Source organism: Fodinicola acaciae, assembly GCF_010993745.1.
In the GTDB taxonomy this organism is placed as follows: Bacteria; Actinomycetota; Actinomycetes; order Mycobacteriales; family HKI-0501; genus Fodinicola; species Fodinicola acaciae.
Genome location: NZ_WOTN01000002.1, coordinates 1,721,065 through 1,733,652, shown reverse-complemented (window position 1 = coordinate 1,733,652; position 12,588 = coordinate 1,721,065). Strand labels below are relative to the sequence as shown.

10 protein-coding genes and 1 tRNA gene are annotated in these 12,588 nt (G+C 66.2%); 8 read left to right on the top strand and 3 right to left on the bottom strand.

The window, feature by feature from the left end; all coding sequences use genetic code 11:
- Window positions 1–101 precede the first annotated feature (101 nt).
- Entirely contained in the window at window positions 102–1,463 is a 1,362-nt protein-coding gene (locus tag GNX95_RS23345) for an XRE family transcriptional regulator (RefSeq protein WP_163509515.1), read from the top strand.
- 174 nt (window positions 1,464–1,637) lie between these two features.
- On the opposite strand, the gene GNX95_RS23340 is transcribed toward GNX95_RS23345, so the two are convergent.
- On the bottom strand, window positions 1,638–3,131 hold the full coding sequence (locus GNX95_RS23340; protein WP_163509514.1) for a family 43 glycosylhydrolase: 1,494 nt from the start codon (window positions 3,129–3,131) through the stop codon (window positions 1,638–1,640).
- 349 nt (window positions 3,132–3,480) lie between these two features.
- On the opposite strand from GNX95_RS23340, the gene GNX95_RS23335 reads away from it, so the two are divergent.
- Window positions 3,481–3,921 carry a DUF4383 domain-containing protein gene (locus GNX95_RS23335; protein WP_425483910.1) on the top strand — a complete coding sequence of 147 codons (441 nt, stop codon included), beginning with the start codon at window positions 3,481–3,483 and terminating at the stop codon, window positions 3,919–3,921.
- Between the two features lie 18 nt (window positions 3,922–3,939).
- Here the strand turns inward: GNX95_RS23335 and GNX95_RS42235 are convergent, their stop codons facing one another.
- Both GNX95_RS42235 and GNX95_RS23325 read right to left on the bottom strand, forming a co-directional pair.
- Window positions 3,940–6,006 carry a hypothetical protein gene (locus GNX95_RS42235; RefSeq protein ID WP_187369677.1) on the bottom strand — a complete coding sequence of 689 codons (2,067 nt, stop codon included), beginning with the start codon at window positions 6,004–6,006 and terminating at the stop codon, window positions 3,940–3,942.
- Between the two features lie 672 nt (window positions 6,007–6,678).
- Window positions 6,679–6,750, bottom strand: a tRNA-Arg gene (locus tag GNX95_RS23325).
- Between the two features lie 93 nt (window positions 6,751–6,843).
- On the opposite strand from GNX95_RS23325, the gene GNX95_RS23320 reads away from it, so the two are divergent.
- The 6 genes from GNX95_RS23320 (at window position 6,844) to GNX95_RS23295 (ending at window position 12,497) form a co-directional block, all read left to right on the top strand.
- Window positions 6,844–7,413 (top strand): TetR/AcrR family transcriptional regulator, encoded by a 570-nt coding sequence (locus GNX95_RS23320; protein WP_163509512.1) that lies wholly within the window; start codon window positions 6,844–6,846, stop codon window positions 7,411–7,413.
- Window positions 7,410–8,828 carry an FAD-dependent monooxygenase gene (locus tag GNX95_RS23315; protein ID WP_163509511.1) on the top strand — a complete coding sequence of 473 codons (1,419 nt, stop codon included), beginning with the start codon at window positions 7,410–7,412 and terminating at the stop codon, window positions 8,826–8,828. Before GNX95_RS23320 ends, GNX95_RS23315 begins: the two co-directional genes overlap by 4 nt.
- Window positions 8,829–8,832: 4 nt before the next feature.
- Complete coding sequence (locus tag GNX95_RS23310) at window positions 8,833–9,885, top strand: sensor histidine kinase (protein WP_163509510.1); 1,053 nt, start codon at window positions 8,833–8,835, stop codon at window positions 9,883–9,885.
- Window positions 9,882–10,538, top strand: coding sequence for a response regulator (locus GNX95_RS23305; protein WP_163509509.1), 657 nt, complete (start codon window positions 9,882–9,884; stop codon window positions 10,536–10,538). The genes GNX95_RS23310 and GNX95_RS23305 overlap by 4 nt, the downstream gene beginning before the upstream one ends.
- 181 nt (window positions 10,539–10,719) lie before the next feature.
- The gene (locus GNX95_RS23300) at window positions 10,720–11,661 is read left to right on the top strand and encodes a carbohydrate ABC transporter permease (RefSeq protein WP_222853834.1); all 942 of its coding nucleotides are present in this window, start codon (window positions 10,720–10,722) and stop codon (window positions 11,659–11,661) included.
- Complete coding sequence (locus GNX95_RS23295) at window positions 11,658–12,497, top strand: carbohydrate ABC transporter permease (protein ID WP_163509507.1); 840 nt, start codon at window positions 11,658–11,660, stop codon at window positions 12,495–12,497. The genes GNX95_RS23300 and GNX95_RS23295 overlap by 4 nt, the downstream gene beginning before the upstream one ends.
- The last annotated feature ends 91 nt before the right edge of the window (window positions 12,498–12,588 follow it).

Here is a 12,588-nt window from a genome sequence, read left to right as displayed (position 1 = left end):
AAGTCGCCATCAACGGGCTTCGGAGCACCGAGGCGCGTCAAGCACCGTCTGGTCACCGACCGGCGGCATTTCCCAGAAATGGCATAAAGACCATGGTTACTGTGGACGTTACCGCACAACCACCCGCGGCGTTGGGCGAACTGTTGCGCAGGTTGCGACTGGCCGCCGGCATGACCCAGGACGAACTCGCGACAAAGGCTGGACTCAGCCTTCGCGCTCTGGGGGACATAGAGCGTGGCCGCACCCTTGTGCCATACCGGCAGTCGATGCGGGCGCTGGCGGACGCACTTGACCTTTCGCGTCCACGGTTCACCGAGCTCATGCGAGCCGCCTATCCGACCTATTCCCAGTCGGCCGGTACGCAGGACAATGCCTGTGGGCAGGACGATCGGTCGGCGGCGACCAGGGCGCGGACCAACGAACTGCCGGCGGGGATCACCGATTTCGTCGGCAGAGAATCACCATTGGCTCAACTCACGCAGGCAACCGTCGCCAGCCAGAAGGCCGCGGCGGACACCGTTGGTCTCCTCTGCGTCGACGGGATGGCAGGCATCGGAAAAACCGCCATGGTCGTCCATGCGGCCCATCGCGTCGGTGACCATTTCCGGGACGGAATTCTCTATACCGAGCTGCGCGCACACGCGTCGGACGCGCGACCACCGTCGACGGCGGCGGTCCTCGCGTCATTGTTGCGCCGAGTGGGAGTCGCCGATGACCGTGTCCCCGACAGCATCGCGGACCGCATGCTTCTGTGGCGCGCCGTCATGGCCACCCGGCACATGTTGGTGATCTTCGACGACGCGACACACTCGCATCAGATCCGCTCCCTGCTGCCCGGCGCCGGCGCGTCCATGGTGTTGGTGACAAGCAGGAAAAAGCTCGCGGACCTCGACGCGGACACGACCATTTCCCTGGACGTACTCACACCTGCGGAGGCGGCTTGCCTGTTCATGCGCGTGGCCCGCATCGCACCTGGCGCTACCACCGATCGCGATATCGACATCGTCACCGAAATGTGTGGCTATCTGCCATTGGCAATCCGCATTGCCGGCGCTCGATTGCGCAGTAGGCCGTCGTGGACGGTCACGCACCAGGCGGCGCGTTTGGCACGTGACTCTTCTCGCCTGGCCGAGTTGGTGCTCGGCGATCGCAGTGTCAGCGAAACCCTCGGCCAGTCTTTCGGTAAGTTCTCCGCCGCTCAGCGCGGGATTCTCCAAGAACTCAGCCTCCGCCGCACCGAGGCCTTCGACGCCCGCGTGTTGGCCACGCTTGGTGGCTATGACCTTTCGCGCGCGAGGCGATGGCTGGACGTACTGGTCGAGGACAACGTGGTGATCGAACAGGGACCAGATCGCTACACGTTTCACCGGCTGATGCGAGACGCTCTGAGAGCCGCCACCACTGATCGGGCGCCAGCGCCGCCGCCCAAGGAAATGTCCGCCGGCGTCGGCCTGACTGCGTGATGCGGCGCGAGAAATGCGGATCCGCCGCGACCGAGGATGTCGGCCAAAGCCGCGGACTGCGATATCTCGCTGCGTTTCCAGAACAGCTTCGTCGCCAACCTGACGAGCGCGCCGCAACTGATCAAATCATCTGGCTGCACTCCCCCGGCCCTCGGCCGCTGCCGTCGACAGCGGTCAGACGGGGTCGAGCCGCCACTGCTGGCAGGTGCCATAGCCGGTGGCCCAGTATGGCCAGATGTCGACGGGGTTCACCTCGTTCTTGGTGCATCCGCCCACGTCCAGGGCCTGTCCGGTGGACTGTTGACTGATACGGTACGACCCGTCGCCGACCGGGTCGAGATACCACTGCTGGCAGGCGTCGCCGGAGCGGTAGGGATACACATCGACCTGTGATGCGCGGGCCGGGTTGCAGCCCAGCACCTCCAGCGCCAGACCGCTGTTCACCGCGGTGATCTTGTACGCGCCGCCGGTTGCCGGGGTGATGTTCCATTTCTGGCAGGCGCCACCCCAGTAGTTGTAGGTGTCCACTGTGGCGTTGGGTGTCGTCACGCAGCCGCCGACATCCAGTGCCCTCCCGGTGTCGTGTTGCGGCGTCAGCCGGTACGTGCCCGTAGGCACCGTCGCTAGATCGGGGTCACCGGAGGGCAGGGCGAGTGTCTGCCAGGTGGCCGCTGGTATGCCAAAGTCGGGTGTGCCGTCGGCACGGAAGTTGACCCGCTGTATGCGGGCGGATCGGTCGTCGTCGCAGCTTCCGGCGGAGTTGCCGACCGCGTGGTAGACGTTCCACACCTCGGTGCCGTCCGGAGAGGTGAAGAAGCTGTTGTGGCCGGGTCCGTACACCCAGTTGTCGTCCGCGCGCGCGAAAACCTTCGATGACGACTTGGTCCACGCCGCTGGATCCAGGACATCGCCGCCGGTCAGGGTCAGCATCGCCAGGCCGTAATCAGGCGAGGCGCAGCCACTGACCGAGAACACGATGTAGGTCTTTCCGCCGTGTTGCAGCACGGTCGGGCCCTCGTTGACCCAGCCGCGGCTCTGCTCCCAGGTGTTGGTCGGCCGGGACAGGGTGGCGAAGGGGCCGCTGACGGTCACCGGGTCGCTCATCGGCGCGATGACGATGTCCTGCTCGTTGTTCGGGTCGCCGGGTGGAATCCGGGACCAGATCAGATAAAGCGAACCGTTGGGCTGCTGCAGCACCGTACCGTCGATGGAAAACGCACCGTCGCTGGTCAACTGGTGGTTCGTGTACGGTCCGAGCGGGTCGCTGCCGGCGGACTGCAGCACGTACATGTTGTGGCTGCCGAAATCACCACTGCTCGCGTCGGCCGTGTAGTAGATATACCAACGATTCCCGATCTGGTGCAGCTCCGGCGCCCAGATGTCACAACAGGCACCCATCGCCGCGCCACTGGCACCGTCCCAGACCTTGGTCGGCGTCGCCGTAGCGAGCCCCTTGACCGACCTCGCCCGCGTCAACGTGATGACATCGCCCTGCGTGTACGTCAAGTAGTAGTAGCCGCCGGTGTAGACGATCTGCGGATCGGGCGCGTTCAACTTGATCGGGTTACGGAACGTCCCACCTGCCGGACTGGCACCGGCCGGGCCGACCGAGGCGACACACACCATCACCGCGATCAGCGCCGCCACCAGCATTCGTACGCGTCGCATCGCACCTCCACACAGCCAAAACCTCGAGATCCGGACATTTCCGGCTACAGCCATGCCGGCGAGGTGAAACCTTTCTCTTGTATATCGAAGATAGCCTTGTGATTTGGAAGATGAGGGTATGCGATGCGCGGCACGACGACAAGAGCCAGTCACGCGTGGGAGCGATAAAGCGGAGCGATTCGGCGGGAGGTCCCTCGTTCTGGGTGCCCCGGCCTACAGCCTCGGTCCCATCCAAATGTGCCGCTGCTACGAACGCGTATGTGAGGCGAATGACAGAACGGCTCAGCGGGTGACATCGCGCAGCCGGGTTGTTCCGGTTCTTCCATCCAGTGTTGAGGAGATGATTGCCATGGCCACCACGACAAGCCGGCTCGCCCCGATCCGGTTGGTCGCCACCATCGTGTCGGCGGCGTTTCTGCTGGTCGGTGTGCTGGGGTTCATTCCCGGTGTGACGAGCAATTACGGGATGTTGATGTTCGCCGGCCATCACTCCGGCGCCATGTTGCTCGGCCTGTTCACCGTTTCGGTGCTGCACAACATCGTGCACCTGGCTTTCGGCGTCGTCGGCTTGGTCCTGGCCCGCACCATGACCGGCGCATACTGGTTCCTGATCGGCGGAGGCATCGTCTACCTGATCCTGTGGATCTACGGTCTGGTGATCGACCAAGCGAGCATGGCGAACTTCGTTCCGATCAACACCGCCGACAACTGGCTGCACTTCGGCCTCGGCGTAGCGATGATCATTCTCGGCGTCGTCTTCGGTCGATCCGCGCGGTCGACGACGGTGTGATGCGGCGCGGAAAAGGAATTATGCGCAGGGATCGGGTGAACGACCGGTCGCGGCAAGTGCGGTCGGACGCACCGGTGTCGCGATGGCACTCACGGCACCGAAACCGCCGTCAGAGTGACGGATTCGTTGCTGGAGGCCATCATTCGCGGTGAAGATGAAGGCGACTTCGCCGCCGACCATCGCCACCGAAACCTGAGCCGCCACGTCTCCGGTCGCGGTGGGAAAAATCCAGCTGCCGTCCGCATGCTTGACCGAATAGCAGAGGTTTCCGGCCGCCACGATGCCGAGGATCAGTTCGCGGCCGGCTCCGGTCGCCGCGACGGAGGTGACCGATCCGAGACTGGCCAGCAGGTTTCGGCTGCTCCAATTGCGATCCGCCGATCGTACGCGGTGATAGATCGAGTTTCCGTCGATTTCGGCGACCTGCAGCTCTCCGTCCACCTCGGCGATCGCGATGAGATCGGCGGCGTCACCGAGACGGTTGAATCCGTCCCAGGTGCCGTCGGCGTGCCGGATCGCGTGATAGACAACGCGATTGGTCACGAGCGCGACGTGCAGCTCGCCGGCCACCGATGCCGCCGCAACCGAGCTGATTCCGCTCATCGTGACGAACGCGTTGTGTGGAGCCCAGCTGCCGTCGATGAATCGTATGCGGTGATACATCGTGTTGCCGTCGATTTCGACGACGTGCAGCTCGGCATTGACCTCCGCGGTGGCAACCAACCGGCTGGCATCGCCGAGCTCGTTTGGCCCGTCCCAACCGCCGGCCGTTTCCTGGAGTGCGTGGTAAACAGCGCCATTGCCGACCAGAACGAGATGGAGTTGCGGATCCAGCCATTCACCTGAGGCGTCGAGGCGATAGAGAGCCGCCGCGCCAGGATCCAGCGATACGGAGACCGTCGTGCTGTCCGGGTTGTACGTACGCGTGGCCGGATCGAACCGTGACACGCTGGACACGGTTGCCGTGTTGATCGCGACATTCGTGCGCGCGACGGCATTGTGGGATCGGTTGGCCAACAACAGCCAGCGGGTCCGCTGCCCTCGCGCGACAGCACGGAATCGCGACACAATCACCGCGCTGCCGGAGGTGCCGGTCACATAGGGATCCGCGGTGAATCCGAGCGTCCCAGCCGGCAGCGGGGATTCGTTGGCATGTGTCACCTTTTCGGAGACCAACGGCTTCAGTTCGGCACCGACGGGTGCGAGCCAACCGAGGTTGAACGCCTTGGCCGCGTCGTACAACGCGGTGCGGTCACCGTCGTAGTCGATAAGCGCCGGACCGAAGGTTTCATTGGTGTTCGGTGGCTGCCAGTAGCAGAAATACTGGATGCCCTTGCAGCCGTACGCGAGGTTGACGTTGATCTGCCAAGCCAACTCCGGCGCGGTCGGCAACCGGTGGCCATTGTAGGAGATGCTCTGGATGTAGTGCCAGGTCGGCAATCCGCTGCCCAGGCCGATCGCGCGGAAGATCTGCCATCGGGAGAAGTAGTTCGGGTCGTCGGATCCGTCTGCAAACAGCGGATAGCTGTCGTAGGAAAGCATCACTGGTCGCACGGTGTTGATGAAACCCTGCACGTACGCGCGGAACCCGTCACCGTCTTGTGGATAGAGATTGATGTACGGCAACAAACCCGGCACCTTCGAGCGCACGGCCGCCAGCCCGTTGGCCAGCGAACCGAACTGATCCGGACCTGGTTCGTCGGACAGCCGGAACCCTGCGAAGGATTGGTAACTCTGGTAGGTGTCGGCCACCTGCAGTGCGCGGTCCGGCCCGTTCACCACCAGCGCCTTCAGGCCCACCCTGGCGGCGAAATCGAGGCTCGACCCAACGTACGCGGGGTCGTCGGAGTCACCCGCACCGACAAACGAGAACGTGAACCCGGCGTCTTTCATTTCCTGAAAGCGATCGAGGGAGTTGAACCGCGGCTGCATCGACGGCGGCCAGAAGGCGCCGATGGGAAATTCCGGTCCGCTCAGCAACTGCAGACCGGCGCACGTCGTGGTCGCGGAGGCGGCGGATGTCCCAAGTGCCGGTAACGCGGCGCTGGCCGCGACCACTGACAGCAGAAAGGTCCGACGCCGCATCAGCGCTCCCTTGGGGATCGATTTCAGAAGCCACCGATGTCGTACGCTCGGCTGCCCGCTCCGTCAAGGGGCTATCCCGCCGACGGCGACAATTGTCGGCCACGCGGACAAGATCATGAAGACCTACGTCAGCTGCCTGGACGACGAACACGCCAGGTTGGTGGGCGGCATCAGCGTATCGGCTGGTGAGGGTCTTTTGGTGTGGTGCCCCCGGCAGGATTCGCACCCGCCCATCTGGCGCGGCGCGGTGCTCACGGGTTACCTCGGCGGGAGACCATTTCCCTGGTCTGGGTGCCCCCGGCAGGATTCGAACCTGCGCACCCGCCCATCTGGCGCGGCGCGGTGCTCACGGGTTACCTCGGCGGGAGACCATTTCCCTGGTCTGGGTGCCCCCGGCAGGATTCGAACCTGCGCACCCGCCCATCTGGCGCGGCGCGGTGCTCACGGGTTACCTCGGCGGGAGACCATTTCCCTGGTCTGGGTGCCCCCGGCAGGATTCGAACCTGCGCACCCGCCCATCTGGCGCGGCGCGGTGCTCACGGGTTACCTCGGCGGGAGACCATTTCCCTGGTCTGGGTGCCCCCGGCAGGATTCGAACCTGCGCACCCGCCCATCTGGCGCGGCGCGGTGCTCACGGGTTACCTCGGCGGGAGACCATTTCCCTGGTCTGGGTGCCCCCGGCAGGATTCGAACCTGCGCACCCGCCTCCGGAGGGCGGTGCTCTATCCCCTGAGCTACGGGGGCTCAGCTCAGAGAACACTACACGAGCGGGCATTCTCGCCGCGCAGCGGGTCCGCCTCTTGAAGTGTACGATACGCGTACCGTACACTTCCACTCATGATGGTCCGAGGAAAGCCGCGCGAGGACGCGATCCTCGACGCGACGATGCGGCTGCTCGCCAGCGGCGGCTACGAGGCGTTGACGATCGACGCGGTGGCGGCCGAGGCGCGCGCCAGCAAGACGACGATTTATCGGCGCTGGAGCAACAAAGCGGAGCTGGTCAAAGCCGCACTGGACGCGCACGACGCGGCGTTCAACGCGTCGGCGCCGGACACCGGCGCGCTGCGTACGGACCTCATCGCCGCACTGGAAACGGTACGGCGCAAGGCGACGGAGTTTCCGCTCGCCGTGTACGCGGAGCTGGCGCAGCTGATGCGCACCGACTCGCAGCTGGCCAGCGCTCTCAAGAAACATCTGGAAAACGAGGAGATCTCGCCGTTCCACGACCCGCTCGTCAGGGCCGTGAAGCGTGGCGAGCTGCCGCCCGGAGTCGACGCCGAGCTGGTCCACGACGTGGCCGAGGCGATGGTCGTGCACCGCCTGCAACGCGCGGAGCTGGACGACGCGTTCATCGCGCGGCTGGTCGACGACGTGCTGCTTGTCCTTTTACGGAAAGGAAAATCATGACAGTCATTATCGCAGGGGCGGGACCCACCGGCCTCACGTTGGCCTGCGAGCTGGTCAGCCGCGGCGTGCCGTGCCGCGTGTACGACAAGGCCGACGGACTTTTCGTCGGATCGCGCGGAAAAGGCCTCACCCCGCGGACACAGGAAGTCTTCGATCTGCTCGGTGTCGGCGAGCAGATCCGCGACGGCAGCATGCCGTTCCCGTCGTTTCGGATCTATAGCGGCAAAGAGGTCGTCGCCGAGCGTACGCTCGCCGAGATGTTCGGCACACCCGTGCCGGACGGACCTCAGCACCGGCTGATTCCCCAGTGGCGCACGGACAAAATTCTGTACGACCGCCTGCTGAGCCTGGGAGGCGAGGTCGTTTTCGGCGCGGAGGTCACAGACTTCCATCAGGACAACGAAAGTGTCACGGCCACGGTGACGCGCGACGGCAGCACCGAGACCGCGCGCGCCGACTATCTGGTCGGCGCCGACGGCGGCCGCAGCACGATCCGCAAGGCGTCCGGCGTCGGCTTCGCCGGCGAGACGTTTCCGTCCGAGCGGACGCTGATCGGGGACGTACGCGTGACCGGTCTCGACGGTGTTTTCTGCCATATTCTCAGCAAAACCGGCGACGTGACGGAACGATTCGCGCTGTGGAACCTGCCGGACAGCCACTACTACCAGTTCGTCACGAACATGCCGGCCGACCAGGTGCCGCCGCTCACCATCGAGTCGGTGCGCCAGCTGCTGGTGGACCGGTCCGGCCGGCACGACATCGAGTTGTCCGACCTGCGGTGGATTTCGCTCTACAAGGTGAACGTACGCATGGTCGACCGCTTCCGCCTCGGCCGCGTCCTGCTGGCCGGCGACGCGGCGCACGTTCACTCCTCGGCCGGCGGCCAGGGCCTGAACACCAGCGTCCAGGACGCGCACAACCTGGGCTGGAAGCTCGCCGCGGTGCTGGCCGGCGCGCCGGAGGAGCTGCTCGACACGTACGAGGCCGAGCGGATGCCGGTCGCGGCGCAGGTGCTCGGCGTGAGTACGACGCTGCACAAAGCCGACTTCCGGCCGACGCTCGAACCGGCACCGGCGATCCACCAGCTCGACATCACCTATCGCCACGGACCGCTGGCGCTCGACGACCGCGCGGAGCCTGGACGACTGCGCGCCGGCGACCGCGCGCCGGACGTGCCGCTGCCGGACGGCCGGCGGCTGTTCGACGTGCTCCGCGGACCGCACTTCACCTTGCTGGCCTTCGGCATGGCCACGCCCGACCTGCCCGGCGTACGCGTCCAGCCGATGGAGCCGTCAGACGCGTACGACATCGCCGCGCCGGCGCTGGTGCTCGTACGACCGGACGGCTACGTCGGCGCGATCAGCGGCTCGGCCGAGGCGATCCACGGCTATCTGAAGCGGGTTGCGGCACCATGAGGTGGTGAGGATCCGAGCACTCGACGCGGCGGTGGCGGTCGCTGCCGCCGTCGCGCTGGTGCTCGCGTCGGTCCCGGCGGCGTGGGGACAGGGCCATCGGATCGACGCCGCCGGCTTCACGCTGGCCGCGCTCTCCGGTTTGGCCCTGGCCTGGCACCGGACCGCTCCGGTGGTCACGGTCGTCGCGACCGTCGCGCTCAACGGCGTCTACCAGCTGCTCGACCAGCCGTACGGTCCGGTCCAGCTGCCGATGATGCTGGCCGTCTTCGAGCTGGCGCGGCTCCGGCCGGTCCGGCTGTCCGCGCTGGTCACGGCGGTGATGGCGGTGCTGTCCGTTGGCGCCGCGGTGCCCCGGTTTCTGGTCGAGGCGGTGCACACCCCGGCCTTGCTCGCGGTGCTGTGGCCGGCTTGGCTGATCATCCCGTGGTCGCTCGGCGCGCTCGTCGCCGCCAACGCGCGCAGCCGCAAGGAGCTGCTGCTGCGCGGTGCGCTCGAGGAGCGGATGCGGCTGGCCGCCGAGGTGCACGACGTGGCTGGTCACGGCTTCGCGGTGGTCGCCATGCAGGCCGGCGTCGCCGAGGTCGTCTTCGACGAGCAGCCTGACCAGGTGCGCGAGTCGCTGGCGGCGATCCGCGAGACGAGCACGCGCGCGTTGGACGAGCTGCGCGCGAGTCTGGCGGCTTTGCGCGGCGAGTCGCTGCCGGACGTACGCGGCCTGGTCGAGCGCGTACGCGCCGGCGGCCTGCCGGTCGACCTGGCCATCGACGTGTCGGAGCTGCCGCCCGCGGTGGCGACCGTCGCATACCGCGTCGTCCAGGAGTCGCTGACCAACGTCCTTCGACACGCCGACGCGGCACCGGCGTCGGTGCGGCTGACGGCGGTGGACGAAGATCTGCTCGTGGAGATCACCGACACGGGTCCCCCGGCGACAGAGCCGGTAGCCGGTCAAGGGCTGACCGGCATGCGCAGCAGGGTGGAGTCGGCCGGCGGCGAGTTCACCGCCGGTCCGGTCGCCACCGGCGGTTTTCGCGTACGCGCAAGGCTGCCACTCGGATGACGATCACCGTGGCGATCGCCGACGACGAGCCGGTCGTCCGGATGGGCCTGCGCGTACTCATCGAACGCGAGGCCGACCTGCGCCTCGTCGGCGAGGCCGACAACGGACGCGCGGCGGTCGAGCTGGTGCGCCGCGAACGGCCGGACGTGCTGCTCGCCGACATCCGGATGCCGGGCATGGACGGCCTGGAGCTGTTGCGGCAGATCACCGCCGACGACGGCCTCGCGACGCGGGTCGTGATGGTGACGACCTTCGAGACCGACGGCTATGTGGTCGAGGCACTGCAGGCGGGAGCGAGCGGATTCCTGCTCAAGGACAGCGTCCCCGGCGAGTTGGTGCACGCGATACGCGTGGTGGCGGCCGGTGAGGCGCTGCTGTCGCCGTCGGTGACGCGGCGCGTGGTCGGCCTGTTCGCGCACCAGGTGCCGCAGCGCGGCGAGGCGCCGGCGCTGGACAGCCTCACCGCGCGCGAACGCGAGATGATGGCCTGGGTCGCGACCGGCCGGTCCAACGCCGAGATCGCCGCCGCGCTCGTGGTCAGCCCGGACACCGTACGCACCCATGTCAGCCGCGCGATGGTCAAGCTCAACGCGCGCGACCGCGCACAGCTCGTGGTCTTCGCCGTACGCGCCGGCCTGCCTATTCCGGACTAGGGCGGTCCTCCCTGGTCGGAGCGGCTACACTCCGCGTTCTGTACGAGCATTCACATCGACACAAAAGGCGAAAAGAGTGAATTCTGGGGACTCCCCCGACGCGATCCGTTCGGACAGCCGTCACGACACGGACAGCGCGGCTTCGCCAACCGGTACGCTGCGTGACGCAGACTCGCCAGCCGTGTCCATCGCACTGACCCCACCAGCGACCGAGAAAACCGCGCTGACCAGCCGAAACCGACGCCGCCGAAGCCCGCGCGAAATCGCGCTCGCGGTGCTGTTCGTGGTGCCGGCGCTCGCCGGCGTGGGGACGTTCGTCGTCTTTCCGCTGTTTCAGGCGATTTTCCTGTCCACCCGTGGCAGCGACATTCTCGGCAACCCAACCAGGTTCGTCGGCCTGCAACATTTCCAGCAGCTGCTGACGCCGCAATTCGGCCATATTCTGCTGCAAACCGCCGAATTCACCGCGATCGTGGTGGTCGCCGGAGTCGTACTGCCGCTGGCGCTCGCGGCGCCGATTTCGCAGCCGCTGAAAGGAATGCGGGTTTTCCGTACGCTGTTCAGCCTGCCGTTCGCCTATTCCGCGTCCACCGCCAGCGTGGTCTGGCTGCTGATGCTCAACCCGGCGATGTCGCCGATCAACTGGGTCCTGCGGCTGGTCGGCATCTCCGCTCCCGGCTGGACCACCGACTCCAACTGGGCGATGGTCACCGTCGCCGGTGTGACGGTGTGGATGGTGTCCGGCTTCAACCTGCTGGTGCTCAGCGCGGGCCTGGCCGGTGTCGACGAGGACGTGTTGGAGGCGTCCACCATCGACGGGGCGTCCGGCTTTCGGCAGTTTTTCAGCGTCACGCTGCCGATGATCTCGCCCAGCCTGTTTTTCGCGATCGTCACGACGACGCTGACCGCGCTGCAAAGCCTCGGCCAAGTGCAGGTGATGACCGACGGCGGCCCCAACGGCGCCACCTCGACGCTCGTCTACGCCATCTTCGACAACGCTTTCCATAACAACAACAGCAATTTCGGCCTCGCCAGCGCACAGGGCCTGGTGCTGCTGGTGGTCGGTGTGCTGATCGCCGTCGTCCAGTTCGGTGTCATCGAAAGGCGGGTGCACTACCGGTGAGCCGCGCAACGCAGCCCAGCAAGACGTCCACGACGATCATCTACGTCTGGCTGGTGGTCGCCGCGATCGTCCTGCTGTTTCCGGTTTTGCTGACCGTGGTCGGCGGTTTCCTGCCGTCGTCGGATCTGTTGCAGCAACCGCCGAACCTGTTCGGCCATTTCACCCTGGACAGCTATCTCAGCGCGATGCGGCAGACGACCGTACCGCTGCTGCCGGCCTTCGTGAACTCGCTTTTCGTCGGTGTGGTGATGATGGTGTCGCAGGTGGTCACCTCGTGCCTGGCCGCGTACTCGCTGGTGTTCATGCGCAACCCGATCGGCAAGCTGCTGTTCTGGATCTTCATGGCCACGATCATGGTGCCGTACGAGGCGATCGTGGTGCCCAACGCGCTTTTCGTCCGCAGCCTCGGCATCGGCGACAACCGGCTGGCGCTGGTGCTGCCGTTCCTGGCCGTCGGCTTCGGTGTTTTCCTGATGCGGCAGGCGTTCCGGCAGTTTCCGACCGAGCTGCGCCAGGCCGCCGAGATCGACGGCTGCGGCCACCTGCGGTTTCTTTTCACCATCCTGTTGCCGGCCGTACGCCCGTCGCTCACCGCGCTCGCGGTGTGGTCTTTCCTGCAGGGCTGGAACATGTATTTCTGGCCGCTGATCATCGCGTCCGGTGACAATTCGCTGAACACTCTGCAGACCGCGGTTTTCGCCTTGAAGAGCAACGAGTTCGGTGACCCCGCCATTCTGCTGGCCGGGATCACCATTACCCTGGTGCCGACATTGCTGCTGGTCATCCTGGGCCAGCGGTGGTTGATCCGGGGGTTCACCGCGGGCGCGGTGAAATGATCAGTCCCACGAAACCGGAGGGGAAAGTGCGACAACTGCCCTGGGGGTCCGACCCCCAGACCCCGGTCAGGGGGCTGCGCCCCCTGCACCC

Bases quoted from the DNA above. Each gene is read 5' to 3' on its own strand.
- GNX95_RS23315 (WP_163509511.1), top strand. From the start codon at position 7,410: ATGACAGTCATTATCGCAGGGGCGGGACCCACCGGCCTCACGTTGGCC.
- GNX95_RS42235 (WP_187369677.1), bottom strand. From the start codon at position 6,006: ATGCGGCGTCGGACCTTTCTGCTGTCAGTGGTCGCGGCCAGCGCCGCG.
- GNX95_RS23340 (WP_163509514.1), bottom strand. From the start codon at position 3,131: ATGCGACGCGTACGAATGCTGGTGGCGGCGCTGATCGCGGTGATGGTG.
- GNX95_RS23335 (WP_425483910.1), top strand. From the start codon at position 3,481: ATGGCCACCACGACAAGCCGGCTCGCCCCGATCCGGTTGGTCGCCACC.
- GNX95_RS23305 (WP_163509509.1), top strand. From the start codon at position 9,882: ATGACGATCACCGTGGCGATCGCCGACGACGAGCCGGTCGTCCGGATG.
- GNX95_RS23320 (WP_163509512.1), top strand. From the start codon at position 6,844: ATGATGGTCCGAGGAAAGCCGCGCGAGGACGCGATCCTCGACGCGACG.